14 protein-coding genes are annotated in these 15160 nt (G+C 46.9%); 6 read left to right on the top strand and 8 right to left on the bottom strand.

All coding sequences use genetic code 11. From position 1 onward, the window contains the following. Positions 1-58 precede the first annotated feature (58 nt). Positions 59-703: a cytochrome b/b6 domain-containing protein gene (locus tag EST55_RS09895; protein ID WP_100691790.1), complete on the top strand. Its 645-nt coding sequence runs from the start codon at positions 59-61 to the stop codon at positions 701-703. A 1-nt stretch (position 704) separates the two neighbouring features. On the opposite strand, the gene EST55_RS09890 is transcribed toward EST55_RS09895, so the two are convergent. After that, a complete protein-coding gene (locus EST55_RS09890) occupies positions 705-1169 on the bottom strand; it encodes a cytochrome c (protein WP_088767840.1) in 465 nt (154 codons plus the stop codon). A gap of 139 nt (positions 1170-1308) precedes the next feature. On the opposite strand from EST55_RS09890, the gene EST55_RS09885 reads away from it, so the two are divergent. Both EST55_RS09885 and EST55_RS09880 read left to right on the top strand, forming a co-directional pair. Then, the gene (locus EST55_RS09885) at positions 1309-4395 is read left to right on the top strand and encodes an amidohydrolase family protein (protein ID WP_129497342.1); all 3087 of its coding nucleotides are present in this window, start codon (positions 1309-1311) and stop codon (positions 4393-4395) included. Continuing rightward, entirely contained in the window at positions 4395-5696 is a 1302-nt protein-coding gene (locus EST55_RS09880; RefSeq protein WP_129497341.1) for an amidohydrolase family protein, read from the top strand. Before EST55_RS09885 ends, EST55_RS09880 begins: the two co-directional genes overlap by 1 nt. Positions 5697-5765: 69 nt before the next feature. Here EST55_RS09880 and EST55_RS09875 read toward each other — a convergent pair whose 3' ends face one another. Further along, on the bottom strand, positions 5766-6563 hold the full coding sequence (locus tag EST55_RS09875) for a response regulator (RefSeq protein ID WP_088767842.1): 798 nt from the start codon (positions 6561-6563) through the stop codon (positions 5766-5768). 101 nt (positions 6564-6664) lie between these two features. Between EST55_RS09875 and EST55_RS09870 the strand changes: the two genes are divergently transcribed. Both EST55_RS09870 and EST55_RS09865 read left to right on the top strand, forming a co-directional pair. Next, the gene (locus tag EST55_RS09870) at positions 6665-6970 is read left to right on the top strand and encodes an STAS domain-containing protein (protein ID WP_100691794.1); all 306 of its coding nucleotides are present in this window, start codon (positions 6665-6667) and stop codon (positions 6968-6970) included. Then, on the top strand, positions 6970-8640 hold the full coding sequence (locus EST55_RS09865) for a fused response regulator/phosphatase (RefSeq protein ID WP_129497340.1): 1671 nt from the start codon (positions 6970-6972) through the stop codon (positions 8638-8640). Before EST55_RS09870 ends, EST55_RS09865 begins: the two co-directional genes overlap by 1 nt. Here EST55_RS09865 and yciH read toward each other — a convergent pair. The 3 genes from yciH to EST55_RS09850 are packed head-to-tail and all read right to left on the bottom strand — an operon-like array spanning position 8621 to position 10429. After that, positions 8621-8956 carry a stress response translation initiation inhibitor YciH gene (gene yciH, locus EST55_RS09860; RefSeq protein ID WP_088767845.1) on the bottom strand — a complete coding sequence of 112 codons (336 nt, stop codon included), beginning with the start codon at positions 8954-8956 and terminating at the stop codon, positions 8621-8623. The two genes, EST55_RS09865 and yciH, sit on opposite strands and share 20 nt — an antisense overlap. A gap of 3 nt (positions 8957-8959) precedes the next feature. Continuing rightward, positions 8960-9718, bottom strand: coding sequence for a hypothetical protein (locus tag EST55_RS09855; RefSeq protein WP_088767846.1), 759 nt, complete (start codon positions 9716-9718; stop codon positions 8960-8962). Between the two features lie 27 nt (positions 9719-9745). Next, complete coding sequence (locus EST55_RS09850) at positions 9746-10429, bottom strand: HAMP domain-containing sensor histidine kinase (RefSeq protein WP_129497339.1); 684 nt, start codon at positions 10427-10429, stop codon at positions 9746-9748. A 118-nt stretch (positions 10430-10547) separates the two neighbouring features. Between EST55_RS09850 and cysB the strand changes: the two genes are divergently transcribed. Continuing rightward, the gene (cysB, locus tag EST55_RS09845) at positions 10548-11522 is read left to right on the top strand and encodes an HTH-type transcriptional regulator CysB (protein ID WP_100691798.1); all 975 of its coding nucleotides are present in this window, start codon (positions 10548-10550) and stop codon (positions 11520-11522) included. 16 nt (positions 11523-11538) lie between these two features. Here the strand turns inward: cysB and EST55_RS09840 are convergent, their stop codons facing one another. The 3 genes from EST55_RS09840 to pabB all read right to left on the bottom strand — a co-directional run bounded on the left by EST55_RS09840 (position 11539) and on the right by pabB (position 14999). Next, positions 11539-12912: an L-serine ammonia-lyase gene (locus EST55_RS09840; RefSeq protein WP_129497338.1), complete on the bottom strand. Its 1374-nt coding sequence runs from the start codon at positions 12910-12912 to the stop codon at positions 11539-11541. Positions 12913-13005: 93 nt separating this feature from the next. Next, positions 13006-13620: a CoA pyrophosphatase gene (locus EST55_RS09835; protein WP_129497337.1), complete on the bottom strand. Its 615-nt coding sequence runs from the start codon at positions 13618-13620 to the stop codon at positions 13006-13008. Next, a complete protein-coding gene (gene pabB, locus EST55_RS09830) occupies positions 13617-14999 on the bottom strand; it encodes an aminodeoxychorismate synthase component I (protein WP_129497336.1) in 1383 nt (460 codons plus the stop codon). Before pabB ends, EST55_RS09835 begins: the two co-directional genes overlap by 4 nt. Between the last annotated feature and the right edge of the window lie 161 nt (positions 15000-15160).

The following is a 15160-nucleotide window of genomic DNA, read 5'->3' as shown; positions in this document are numbered from 1 at the left end:
AATTAACTATACCCTAGCACCTGGTATCGAGTTTTCCTAGTGTTTTGGAGTTAACACGATGATTCAGAAAGAGAATTCTGTAAAGGTTTGGGACAGCTTTGTACGCCTTTTTCATCTGATGATCATTTTATTGGTGATTGGTTTATGGTGGACCGCTGATAACGGTCGTATGGACTTGCATAAAGACTTTGGTGTCGCCATTTTGTCGCTGTTAGTCATGCGAGTTGCGTGGGGGATCTTTGGTAGTAATAACGCCCGTTTTAACGCCTTTGTGCGTTCTCCTTTACGCATTCCCTCTCATTTGAAAACGCTTTTTAATGGTCAATACCAGCCGGAAACCACTCATAGTACCGCCGGTGGTTGGGCCGTGCTGCTAATGTTAGCTTTGCTTATTGCTCAGGCTGTGACCGGGCTTTTCTCTAGTGATGGCATTTTATTTTCAGGACCGTTAGCGAGCTGGGTGTCGTCTGACACACAAGAATTGCTGACTGACTGGCATAAAACTCAGTTTGACGCGATATTAGTTGTTATCGCATTGCATATTTTAGCGGTTGCTATGTATCGCCTGAAGGGCATTAAATTGGTTGGTGCGATGGTTCACGGCTATAAAAATACCACACAGCCGGCGCCGCAATTAAAGCCAGGATGGCAAGGTTTACTGCTGGCAATAGCTGTGTGGTTGCTCTTTATGTTATTGCTGTAATTCAGTCTTTATATTCGTCGTGACAGCCTTTACAGGTTTGTGCTGCGTTCATAAATACAGGCTTGATGTTATCCATTGAGCCTGTTTCAGCTGCAACGGCGAGCTCTGATGCATATTGCTGTAAGTCATTCGACCGTTGCTGGAAATCTTCCCAGTTATCCCAGATAGCCGTTAGCGCATCGGTATTGTCGCCTGGCATAGCGCCTTCGACGGCAAAGCCGCTCCATGGAATACCTGCTAAACTTTCGAAGTCTTTTGCACGGTTCGTAAAAACCTGTGCGTCGTAGTTCACTTCGCCTTTCACCATTTCAGCCATAGCCGCGAAGTTCTGCTGCATAATAGACAAGGCTTTTTGGCGATACTCAACAGCCTTTTCGCCGTCGTTAAATGCGTGCTCGTTAGCGATAGTACTGGCAGATAAACTAAGAGCAACGCTCGCAAAAAGTACGGACAGTGATTTTTTCATTGGATATTCTCCTTATTATCGTGCACTTACCGTTAATAATACACGATTTATCGGTTCGTGCTTGTTTCTAACATAATTAAGGCTTTAACTGGTAGACGAAATAATAAAAGAAAATCTCATTAGAATGGGGAACAAACTCATGAAGACAATGCACAAGCTTAGTGCGGCAGCGTTAGCGGTGACATCCGTGTTAGCGTTGCCAACGAGTGCTGATCAAACGTCCCGGACGAATGGTATGCGGGACAACACGCCGAGCCTAACGGCTATTCAAAATGCAACGGTTGTGACGGAGCCCGGTGAGGTTGTCAGTAACGCAACGCTCATTATTGAAAACGGTAAAGTTAAAAGTGTAGAAAGCGGTAATCGTGCGCCGGCTGGCGCACGGGTCATTGATGGTACGGGCTATACAATCTACCCAGGCTTTATTGACCCATACAGCAGTTACGGTATTGACGTTACTTACGCAAAAACGGATAGCGACACACCTATTTATAACAATGAACGTGAAGGCGGTAATGCCGCAAACGATGCTATTCGTGCGGAGAAAGATTGGTATGCAGCGTTCAAAACCAACTCTGAGGATGCCAAGAAGTGGGTGTCTGAAGGTTTTACCAGCGTACAAACCGCTAAGCTCGATGGTATTTTTCAAGGTCAGGCAGCGACCGTTTCGCTTGCCGATAAAATTGCTAACGATGTGATTTACCGAAGTGAGTCAAAGCATTTTGGCTCGTTTGACAAAGGGAGCTCCCAGCAACAGTATCCGTCTTCTTTAATGGGCAGTATTGCGCTGGTGAGACAGACTCTGTCTGACGCAAACTGGTATGAAAATGCCTACGGCAAGCAATCACATAATCAACCGGTTGAGTTTAATGCGGCGCTGGATTCACTGAAAGATATTGAATCTGAAGGCATTGTGTTCAAAGTCTCAGATGAGAAAACTTTGCTGCGAGCGGACGATGTATTTGATCAGTTTAACGTGCCAAGCGTTTATGTTGGCTCGGGTTATGAATACGCTCGTCTGAACTCGGTTAAGAATACTGAAAGTGATTTGATTTTACCGCTGAACTTCCCGGCAGCGCCAAATGTCAGTGGCGTCGATGCCCATCTTGATGTCGACTTGGCGAAATTACGCCACTGGGAACGCGCGCCTTCAAATCCGGCGATGCTGGCAAACGCAGGTGTCAACTTTGCGTTAACCTTAAGCGAACTGGAAAAATCGGAAGACTTTTGGCCGAACCTGCGTAAAGCGGTTGAGCATGGCCTGAGTAAAGAACAAGCGCTGGCAGCTTTAACGACTACTGCAGCCAAAATTGCCGGTGTTGATGACAAAGTGGGTAAATTAGCCAGTGGTTACATGGCCGACTTTGTGATGGTGAAAGGTGATATTTTTGAAGACGGCGAAATACAGTCGGTCTGGTTACAAGGTGAAGAAAACGAGTTGGTTTCTCGTGAGCTGGTCGACTTTGCCGGTCACTATACCATTGACTGGAATGGTCAGAATGTCTCGCTGACATTGAAGCCCGGTGCGGTTTTAAGCGGCGAACTCACGATCGGTGAGAGCACTCAGCCCCTTCGTAATGTTGAGCGCACCGATGATACCGTGTCATTTGTTGCTGATATGGATATTCAGCCAGCAGGGACGTGGCGCTTTCAGTTAACACCCGCGTCTCAGCAAAACTTCACTTTGGAAGCGGTCTCTCCGCAAGGGGAGTCCAATTCGCTTGTTGCACAGGTCGCCTCACAAGACAGCCAGGCGGACGACACTCAAAGTAGCAGCAGTAATAAAGTGGAATACGTCAGTCAGTTGACCTTCCCGAATGTTGCTTATGGTTTAGATGGTTTGCCTGAGCGACAAGATGTATTAATTCGTAACGCAACGGTTTGGACTGCCAGTGATGAAGGCATTCTGGAAGAAACGGATGTGCTTGTCCGTAACGGTGAATTTGCCGAAGTGGGTAAAAACCTGAGCGCATCGTCGGGTGTCAAAGTCATTGATGCCGCGGGTATGCACTTGACGCCGGGCATTATCGATGAGCATTCACATATTGCGATTGACGGTGGTGTGAATGAAGGCTCTGAAGCGATTACATCAGAAGTACGTATTGGCGACGTGGTCAACCCGGACGACATTCATATTTATCGCTCACTCGCTGGCGGCACCACCATGGCTCAGTTACTGCACGGATCGGCTAACCCGGTTGGCGGTCAGGCGCAGGTCATTAAACTGCGTTGGGGAACAGATGCTAACATTATGAAGTTTGATGCAGCGCCGGAGTCTATCAAGTTCGCACTGGGTGAAAACGTTAAGCAAAGCAACTGGGGTGACAACATGACGGTTCGTTACCCACAAACGCGTTTAGGCGTTGAAACTATTGTTCGTGATGGCTTCCAGGCGGCGTTAGAGTACCAGCAACGTAAACAAGCCTATGATCGCATGAGTCGCTCAGAAAAGAAGAAGACAGCGCCACCACGTCCTGACTATCGTTTGGAGACGCTGATCGAAATTCTAAACAGTGAGCGCTTTGTTCATGCCCACTCTTACGTCGCTTCTGAAATTCTCATGTTGATGGAAGTAGCGGAAGACTACGGGTTTACTTTGGATACGTTCACTCACATTCTGGAAGGTTACAAAGTGGCCGACGAAATGGCTGAGCATGGTGCCAGCGGATCGACATTCGCTGACTGGTGGGCATATAAATTTGAGGTATATGACGCGATTCCTCAAAACGCCTGCTTAATGCATGACAGAGGTGTGCTCACCAGCATTAACTCGGATAGTAATGACTTGCAGCGCCGTTTGAATACCGAAGCGGCTAAGTCAGTTCGCTATTGCGACATGGATCCGCATGAAGCCTTTAAAATGGTGACGATTAATCCAGCAAAACAATTGAAAGTTGATGACTACGTCGGCTCTATTGAAGAAGGCAAACACGCTGACTTTGTACTGTGGAGTCATTATCCGTTAAGTGCCTATGCCCGTGCGGAACAAACCTGGATAAATGGACGTAAATTCTTTGACCGCGAACAAGACAAACAACGCCAAGAAGCGGTAAAACAAGAGAAAAACGCACTGATTCAGAAAGTTCTTGCTGCCGGGGATGAAGCGCTTAAAGGCGCCACTAATGGCTATAAAGAGGCACAGCCAACTTGGCATTGTGATACAGAACACGACTTCTGGCTGGATCACTTCACCACGCAAGCGCATCAGCATGGAGGACAACACTAATGAAGACTTTATTATCCACATTGAGTGCTGCGCTGATTGCTGCAGTGACCGCATCGACAGCCGTTGCTCATGACGAAGTTCCCGGCGAGACGCAACAACAGCCCATCGTTCTGCAAGGCGGGACCTTGCATACTGTAAGCAATGGCGTGTTAACCGACTCAGACTTGGTTTTTGAAGACGGTAAAATTACCGCTATTGGTCAGGACCTGGAGGTTCCCAATAATGCTCGAGTCATCGATGTGTCCGGTAAGCATGTTTATCCGGGTGTTATTGCGATGGATACCACGTTAGGCTTGAATGAAATTGAAGCGGTTCGAGCAACGCGTGACGCTCGTGAAGTAGGCGAAGTGCATCCGGAAGTTGCTGGGCATATTGCCTTTAATGCGGACTCGGAAATTATCCCAACCGTACGCTATAACGGCATTACTCATGCGCAAGTGGTACCAGAAGGTTCACTGGTTATGGGGCAGTCGTCATTGCTGCACCTGGATGGCTGGAATTACCAAGACGCATTGGTTTCCGGCGAAATGGGTGTGCATGTGAATTGGCCGAGAACGTATGTGATTAACACGTGGTGGGAGCGCCGCTCTCCGGAAGAGCAACGCAAAGCCAATGAGGAAGCTCGTAAAGAGTTGATGAACGTGTTTGCCGACGCCAAAGCTTATTTTGATGCGAAGAAAGCAGACAGAGACATTGACGTGGATCAGCGCTGGGAAGCGATGATGGGATTATTCGATGGCAGCAAAACACTGTATGTGCATGCCAACGACAAACGTCAATTGGAGCAAGCTATTGATGTGAGTCGTGAGTATGGCTTTGAGCTTGTTCTAATGGGAGCGAGAGATGCCTGGCGTATTGCTGACAAACTGGCAGAGCTTGAAGTGCCAGTCGTTTTCGGTTCACCTTTCGGGTTACCGGGGCGTGACGACGAAGGCTATGATCAAGACTTCTCTACCCCTGCGAAATTAGCCGACGCTGGTGTTAACTTTGCTATTTCGTATCCGGGCTACTGGGATGTTCGTAACCTGCCTTTTGCGGCCGGACACTCGGTTGCTTTTGGGTTAGATCAGCAAAAGGCACTGGAGGCTATCACACTTCAGCCGGCTAAGTTTATGGGCGTAGCTGATAAGCTGGGCTCGTTAGAGGTCGGCAAAAGTGCGTCGCTGATTGTGTCAGAGGGTGACTTACTGGATCCTATTGGCCAAAGCTTAACACATATGTTTATTGACGGTCGCAATGTCAGTTTAGAAAGCCGTCATACTGAACTCTACAATAAGTATCAGGAAAAACCGGCGAATTAATTTCAGCTAGTTTACGGTACAAAAAAGCCCCTGACGGCACACAACGCGCCAGGGGCTTTCTTTTATTGGTTACTGTTGGTCAAGCAGACGTGAAATTAAGCCTTTTATGGTCGCAGGCTCAAACGGCTTGTCGGTCAAAGCATCGACACCGCTTTGTTTTATATTTGCCAACTGTGGTTCGTTCGCCCGCGCCGTTACCATAAGTACCGGTGTGTGCGCATGCGACGAGCTGTTGCGAATGTACTGAGTCAATTCTCTGCCATTCATTTCAGGCATGTTGAAATCAGTAACAATTAAGTCGAACTGATGCTCTTCCAGAATATCAATGGCTTGCTGCCCATTTTCAGCCTCAACAAATATCTCAACACCAAGGTTTTCAAAAACACGGCGCAACACATGGCGTGACGTGAGGCTGTCATCGACAATAAGAACTCGCAAGTCTTCTATGTCATAGAGCTCAAGAGTCAGTGGCTCAGGCTCCATTAAGTCCATAGTAGCCGTAATAGCGCGCTGCAATTGCTCTGGGGTAAAAGGTTTCGGTAAAATAGCAATAATGCCGGACTGTTTAAATTGCTCGAGCTGGTCGGCGCGGTGCTCAGACGATACCAACATAAAGTGCAGGGTATCGTGAAGGTCATTGCGGTTGATGAACTGGATGAGTTCATGTGCCGTACCATCTTCAAAGTACATGGCGCTAGTCACAATATCAGGTTGCCAACGCAGGATTTCTTCTTTAGCTTCCGCTATAGTAGAAGCACCTCTGGTATGCTGAATACCAGCTTGATTAAGGTGTTGGGTAATGACTTTACGCTGCACATCGGAAGGCTCGATGAGCAAAATTCGGAGTTCGTCGAAGGCTATCGCCATAATCGGTCAAAATGAGTTTATGATGTAGCAAAGATTAGGGTATTCAAGCAATAAACTCAATCATAAAATTGTGTTAGGCTCATGAAAAAAGAGGGGTACCTATGAGCGTCAGTCGCGAGTTTTCAAATGATGGCAAGCAACTTATTATTGCCATCCAGGGTAAATTTGATTTTAGTTTGGTGCAGGAGTTTCGGCAGGCTTATAGCCACATTGGCGATTCTCAGCCGACCGTAATTATTGACTTGAGAGAAACCGAATACTTGGACAGCTCGGCGTTAGGTATGCTACTCAATATGCGAAAGTCTCTGGGTAATAGTGTCAAAGGCATTCAGTTGATAAATGCGAAGCCCGATGTTCGTCGTATTCTGGATATATCCCGTTTTGAAAAGATGTTTACTATCGCCTAATGCACGTACTCGTCGTTGATGATCAAGCCGCCAATAGGGTAATGCTAAAAGGCCTTATTGAGCGTTTTGGACACAATGTAAGCTGTGCATCAAGCGGTATGCAGGCGTTGGAACTCTTTAGTAGCACGGGCGCTGACATTGTCTTGCTTGATGTGATGATGCCGGTTATGGACGGTCTGGCAACGGCTAAACGACTAAAGCAACTCAGTGGCGATATTCACCTTCCAATATTGTTCATTACGGCACTGGATGACCAAAAGACACTGCTAGAATGTCTTGATGCTGGCGGCGACGATTTTATCAGCACACCTCCGGAACCTATTGTTCTGCAAGCAAAGCTCGACGCGCATGCGCGTGTTCGGGAGCTCAGCTTTAAATTAAAAGAGAAAAACGAAGTACTGGCTTACCATTCTAACCGTATGGAGCGCGAGCAAAACGTGGTCAGCCACATGTTGAGTAATGCGCTTTTAGAAAATGAATTAACCTTTGATTTCCTGCACACTTATTTGTCTCCCGCGACTGAGTTTAATGGCGATTTGGTTTTGTCGAAAGGCGGGCCTCTGGGAAACTACTACATTTTTGTCGGGGACTTTACTGGTCACGGACTGGCTCCTGCGACAGGAGCGTTACCCGTTGCACAAACGTTTTTTGATTTAGCGGAGAGAGGCTTGTCGGTGGCTACCATGGTAAAAGAGTTTAATCGTCGGTTGGTAAAGTTGTTGCCTGACGACATGTTCTGCGCTGCATTTGTTGCCGAATTGTCAGCCGGCGGTGACCGACTCAGTTATTGGAACGGCGGTATTCCGGACGCACTTTTTATTGATAACAATGGACGAGTCACTTACCGCTTGCCGTCAGAGCACCTGGCGTTAGGTATTTTGCCGCCAGAAGAATTTAATAGCTCGTTGAGTCACTGTTTTATCGAACCCGGGCAACGGTTGGTTGCGTATACTGACGGCGTTATTGAGATGACGAACACCCAGGGGCAGCGCCTTAACGAGAGTGGTTTTGAAAAAAAGCTAAAACAGTTTGGCAGTAAAAAACAGTTTGACCAGTTGGTGAACTCGCTTGAAAGCTTTCAGAAGGGCACTGAGCAAAGTGACGATATTTCATTGATTGTTGTCAGTTGTGAACCGACTCAACTGCCCGTAAAAAAAGACGACCATTCTATCACTCACCTTCCTTTTGAGTTGAAAGTACGACTCAGCGAAAAAAATATTGTAGGGGAAGATCCTGTGACCCGGCTTGTCGATTCATTGTCGCACCTGGAAGGGATAAAAGCCCATAAAACAACGCTGTACTTATTATTAGCGGAAGCGTTTAATAATATTTTGGAGCACAATCTTTTACGGTTGAATTCCGATGTAAAGGAAGAAAATGAAGGGTTTGAACGCTATTATGCAGAACGAGAACGACGTCTTGGTAGCCTTGAAGACATTGAAGTATCGATTGATGTTAACTACCAACCCGTTGATAGCCTGATTTGTTTTGGCATTCGGTCTAACGGAGAAAACGGGTATCCGGCTGATGAGTTTTCTCCGGTATTGGATGAAGAAAAAATGCACGGTCGAGGTATGCAGCTGATTAAAAACTTTTCCCGCTATTATGAATGGAAAGACGAAGGCCAATGCTTATACATTGAGTACGACCTTAACCTCCCGATCGCTTAACTTTATAACCTTCTGCTTTTAGATAGGCCTCAATACTGTCTCGCTGATCACCCTGCAATTCAATGTCATAGTCTTTTACTGAGCCACCAACACCACATTGCTGTTTGAGCTTCTTCGCAAACTTTTTCAATTCATCTTTTGGTAGCGCAAGGCCGGTCACAATAGTCACTCCCTTACCTTTGCGGCCTTTGGTTTCCCTTTTTAGTCTTACGATACCGTCGCCTTCTGGTATCTGTTCAGGCTCCTCGTCAGGCTCAATACGACCTGAGTCTGTCGAATATACCATTTGGCTGAGTTGATCTTTCCAGTCAGACATAGACTACCACTTCTTTTTCGGTTGAAAGAGTTCTTCCAAATCGTCTTCTTTTTTGTGTTTGGCTTTGTCTCTTGCGTGTGCGTCTTTCAGTTCTTGCGCAATTTGCTCTAACGCGTTTTTGATCGACTCTTGACGAGATGTCGTGTAGTCGTCAGAAAAGCTTTGCTCTTCAATGGTGCGCAACGCTTTTTCATAATACTGACGTGCTGAACCTAGCATATGGCTTTCATAAGCGTGACGACCACGACGAATGAGTGTTTCAATACTGATTTTTAACTGCAACTTGCTTAAACGCTGATCCTCGACACTAAAGACGTTACTGTCAACCCGACCACGAGCGTGCTCACTTCTTAGCGTTGCTTTTAAACGTTTCAGCGCGTTAATCATCGCAATAATTTGTTTATTGTTTTGCGGAATTTCAAACTCTTCGCTGATCAGCGATGTGTCTTTAGGATCAATGCCTTCCATTCTTTCTTTGTAATCTTCAAGGCGTGATTTAAAGTCTTTGGTTGGCGATACAGCGTACATGTTTTGCAATACTTCATATGCGCGCATATTCAGCACAGCCAGCATCGACTTACCAATAGGGAAGAAACTGGACATATGAATAAGATCTTCAATTTGTTCCAGAGCGTTTCTGTAACGGGCAAGTTTTTTGCGTCGCTCAAGTTCCTGACGCTGCTTATGTTGTTGCACTGAACCGACGACAATCGCCAGTATTATCAGAAGAATAATCAGTGCTATAACAATGGTGTAAATCATATAACGCTCATTAGGTTGTTATTATTTTTAAGGTAATGTCAGAGAAAAAACACCACCACCTAAGTGTCCATTATTTTTCAGTTCGATAAAACCTTTTTTATCGTTTCTTTGGTGGGCTTGTGCTATTAGGTGGGCGAAATAGAGCCCTAAACCTGTACGGCCTTTATTCATATCCAGCTTCTGCATGGGTGCTTGTGCTTGTTTTAGCATGCCGTTTGGAAAACCTTCGCCATTATCATGCACTGAAATCTGACATCCCTTATCTTCGTCGACTGTCACCGTAATAAAGAGTTTATCGGCGGTATAGCGCATAGCATTAATAATAACGTCGTTCAGTAAGTGGCTAATGAGGTCTTTGTCAAAATAGCCAACAGCCGAATCGTCAATGTCAGTGGTAACATCGATACCGCGCTGCTCCAGATACATTTCATTATTAAGCAATAGCTCTTCAAATACGTCATCCCAGTGATGCTCTTCAATATTGAGAGGGAGGGAGCCGTGCTGTTCGCGGTATAATGTCAGCAGTTGTATAAGCCCTGAGTTAATGCGTTGCGCTTCGTAATGGACTTTTGCCATGTTTTCTGTTGCACTGCCTTCTGGTACTTGCTCTGAAACCTGTTCAATCAATTGAATCAGCAAGCATAGCGAATTCTTCATGTCGTGGGCGGAAGAGGCGAGTACCGCAGAAAAGTCGAATGTAGGCTGTGTCATCGTTGATGTTCCGGTTTCAGCTGCTAATACCTGCCAGCTTTTCTATTTGTCATAGTTATTAAGATTATTATACTATTTTTTTATATCACAATTCGCAAACCGAGTGGCATGTCCTGCTATGAAATTACAGCAATTAAAATATATTGTTGAAGTGATGAATCATAACTTAAATGTTTCGGCCACGGCTGAAAGCTTATTTACGTCGCAACCTGGCATTAGTAAACAAATAAGAATGCTGGAGGACGAGTTAGGGGTTCAAATTTTTGGGCGTACGGGAAAGCACCTGACGCATATCACGCCCGCCGGGCAGGATATTATTCGAGTTGCGAAACAAGTGCTCGATAATGTGCAGTCGATAAAGACGGTTGCAACCGAACATACTCAGCCTGATCAGGGGAAGTTAACGATTGCCACAACTCATACTCAGGCACGTTATGCGTTACCTCAGGTTATTAAACAGTTTATCGGTCAGTATCCACGTGTTTCTTTGCATATGCACCAGGGTTCACCTCAGCAAATTAGCGAAGCGGCGGCAAAAGGGCGCACCGATTTTGCGATAGCGACAGAGGCACTGCATCTATATCAGGATTTGATTATGCTGCCTTGTTACCATTGGAACCGGTCAATTGTCGTGCCTAAGTCACACCCATTGGCGAAAATGCAGAGCATTAGCATTGAAGACGTGGCTAAATATCCAATTGTGACCTACGTTCATGGCTTTACCGGTCGTTCAGAGCTGGACAAGGCCTTTGCTCAAGCAGGTAAAGAACCGCAAATTGTGTTTACCGCAACCGATGCTGACGTCATAAAAACGTACGTCCGAATGGAACTAGGCATTGGTGTGTTGGCATCTATGGCCTATAACTCAGAGGAAGATCCTGATTTAGTCGCGATTCCGGCTAGCCACTTGTTTGAAGCCAGCACGACGAAAATTGGTTTCCGTCGCGGAACGTTTTTAAGAACTTATATGTATGACTTTATTGAAAGCTTTGCGCCACATTTGACTCGGGAGAAAGTTCAACAAGCGGCTCAGTTGAAAACTCAGGAAGAGATTGACGCCTTATTTGAGGGGTGTGAACTGCCGGTGCGCTAAGCACCGGCTTAAACTTCTAGCATTCGATGATATTAACTGCCAAGCCGCCCCGGGCGGTTTCTTTGTACTTGGTTTTCATATCGTTACCGGTATCCCACATGGTCTTAATGACCTTGTCCAGAGATACTTTATGGTCTCCGTTACCACGCATGGCTAAACGAGCGGCATTAATGGCTTTAACAGAGCCCATGGCATTTCGCTCAATGCACGGCACCTGAACTAAACCACCAACCGGGTCACACGTCAGACCAAGATTATGCTCCATACCAATCTCAGCAGCGTTCTCTACGGTTTCTGGACCGCCGCCCATAAATTCGGCCAGCGCGCCGGCAGCCATAGAGCAGGCAACGCCCACTTCACCCTGACAACCCACTTCAGCGCCGGAAATAGAAGCGTTTTTCTTATACAAAATACCGATAGCAGCCGAGGTTAATAAGAAGCGAACGGCGGAGTCTTCGTCCAGTGTTTCAATGAACTTATCGGCATAACTCATGACCGCCGGAACGATGCCTGCTGCACCGTTAGTCGGCGCAGTGACAATACGGCCGCCCGCAGCGTTTTCTTCGTTTACTGCCAAAGCGAATAAATCGACCCAATCCATAACTTGCATGGCATCGCTCGACTTTTCTTTTTTCAGACGCTGATACAACGAAGACGCTCTGCGACGCACTTTCAAGCCACCGGGTAAAATACCTTCGGTGGTAATACCGTTGGTGATACTTTGCTGCATGGTGCGCCAAATTTTCATTAAGCCGTCGCGAATCTCATCTTCGCTACGGAAGACCTTTTCATTCGCCATCATTAATGAGCTAATGCGCAGTCCGTGCTCCTTACAATGACCTAATAGTTCAGCGGCACTGTCGAACGGATAGGGAATAGGCTTAGACGACTGCTCAATAGCCTCTTCTAAGGTTTCATCAAAGTCTTCGTCACGAACAATAAAGCCACCGCCAATAGAGTAGTAGAGGTCGCTATAAATAATGTCCTCACCTTTGAGGAGCTTAAGCTCCATAGCGTTGGCATGCTTTGGCATGGTTTTACGACGGTGGAACGTAATAGCGCCCTCAGCCGGAAATGCGACTTCGTGCTCACCTAATAAAGCCAGTTTCTCTGTTTTGCGAGTTTGCTCAAGGAAGTTGTCAACGTTGTCCGTGTCTACGGTCTCCGGTAATTCGCCCGCTAAACCTAAAATAACCGCTTTGCCGGTGCCGTGACCTTTGCCGGTTTGCCCCAAAGAGCCAAACAGCTCAACTTTAACGCCGTCTGCCTGAGTTAAGTGGCCCGCCTCTTTAGCGGCCTGCAGAAAATCAAATGCAGCCTTCATCGGGCCCACCGTGTGCGAGCTTGAAGGGCCGATACCAATTTTGTAAATATCAAAAACGCTGATCATACTTATCCTTACCTGTCGCGTTTGTTTGTATTAATTCTAGTATTGTCGCATGAATTGTGTGGGGGCTGGCAAGCTTTATAGCGAAATAACTGGTCAGTTGAGTGGTTTAAAGTGGCTTTTCTGGTCAGGTTGAAGCTGCTCAGCTAACTCACGCAGAATGCCCGCCGTTGCTCCCCAGATATTTCGATGCTGCCAGGGAATAAAGTAAACCCGGTCATAAATGAATTTCCGGATACGGTAAACGTAATGGTTACTGGGATTGATAATATCGGCTAAGGGCACCTCAAATATCTCGGCCACTTCACTTTCCTGCGCCACCAGTGCTTGTTGGGGAGACACAAATGCCACGTATGGACGAATCATAAAGTAAGACAACACGGGGTAGTCGTGCAAACGTCCAATAACGTCGACTTGCGAGCGGGGAAGACCGATTTCTTCTTCTGTTTCTCTTAGTGCGGTTTCTAATAAGTCGCCGTCTGTTTTGTCGTAGCGGCCTCCCGGGAAACTGATTTGTCCGGCGTGTTTTCTTAATGACGCAGAGCGTCGAGTCAGTATCAATGACAAGCCATGCGGGCGCTCTACAATAGGAATAAGTACGGCTGCTGGTCGCAAACGTTTGCGCAAAGGCTCGTCAAGCTGTCGGTTGACGGACGGCGAGGGCGTGAGGCTAAAGCGTCTGACAAACTCGGCGCGGTTTTTGATGGTCATGACGTTAACACCGGCAGAATACGAGACACCTTGTCCTTGGTTTCCTGATACTCGTCTGCTGCTTGAGAGTCTGAAACCAGACCGCCGCCCGCCCAGCAGTATAGCTGACCTTCTTCGGCGAGTAGCGTACGAATCGTAATACTGGTGTCACTTTGTCCATGCTGTGAGAAGTAACCGATGCTACCACAATAAATGCCGCGGCGGTTCGGCTCGAGCTCTTCAATAATTTGCATGGCTCTAATTTTGGGGGCGCCAGTGATTGATCCGCCGGGGAATGCGCCTTTAAACAGACTTAATGCAGAACAATCCGGCTTCAGTTTACCGGTGATGGTTGATACCAAATGGTGTACCGCCGGAAAGCTTTCTATGGTAAACAGCTTCGGCGTTTTTACCGACCCGGGCTCGCAGTTTTTACTTAAGTCATTACGCAGTAAATCCACAATCATGAGGTTTTCCGCACGGTCTTTTTCTGAACTCAACAACGACTGGCGGCTGGCGGTGTCTTTGTTGCTGTCTTCATAACGTGGGCGGGTGCCTTTTATCGGCTTAGTTTGTACTTCCCCCGCGGCACTGGTGCTGAGAAAACGCTCAGGAGAAACGCTGATAATAGCGCTTTGAGGCGTGCGCATAAAAGCCGAAAACGGCGCGTTATTCGACGCCCGTAACTGCTTGTAGGCTGCCCATTCACAACCTTGATAACTCGCTTGATAGCGTTGGGCTAAGTTTATCTGATAGGCGTCACCGCTGAGCAAATAGGCTTGCACCGCGTTAAATTTAGTATGGTACTCAGCCTCTGACATATTGCTTTGCCAGGCACTGGTCAGTTTTAACGGGTTCTTTGAGGTAGGTGTTAGTGACTGCTCCCAATAGGCTTTCTGTTTATTTACCCCCTGTTCAGGCGCAACCAGCCAAACCTCATTACGCCTCTTGTCAAAAATGACCGCTTCCGAGTAATAACCCAGTGCCGCATCGCTGGATTTGTATTCATTGGTGTTAAACTCAGGTATTACCTCCAGGCAACGACCAAAATCGTATCCTACCGCACCGGCGAAGCCCCCCTGGAAAGGTAGGTGGTCAGGCCCCTCATAACGACCCGCCAGCGCCATTAGTTGTTCAGCATAATCGAACATATCGGCAGCGTGAGTTGGTGCCTTAGGAAGGTCTGACTGGTTATTACCCGAAACGGTTAGCTTATTTTTTTTACTGCTGATGACACATTCGGGGGCTCGAAAGATAACGTCATAACGGGCGTCTTCGTGAGTCTTTGAGGCTGAGTCCAGAAACAGTGCATAAGGCTCATCCTGGCAGCGTTCAAACAGCTCTAGTGCGGTCAGGGATGTTTCCAATTTTACGGCACACACGTCAGGAAAAATGCTCACACTCAGCCCCTTGAGTTACTTAATGAGATTTCGAATTTACCGATAAAAACCATTCTATCACAGTGGCACTGACTCGGTTAGTTACACTGGTCAGTTGTCGGTGAAAACGCTATTATAGCGCCACGTTTATCAGAACCAATATCGGCACCGTTCGATATAAA

The organism is Idiomarina sp. 29L, from assembly GCF_004123135.1.
Classification (GTDB): Bacteria; Pseudomonadota; Gammaproteobacteria; order Enterobacterales; family Alteromonadaceae; genus Idiomarina.
The sequence above is the reverse complement of the archived record's forward strand: the minus strand, read 5'-3'. Positions and strand labels throughout refer to the sequence as shown.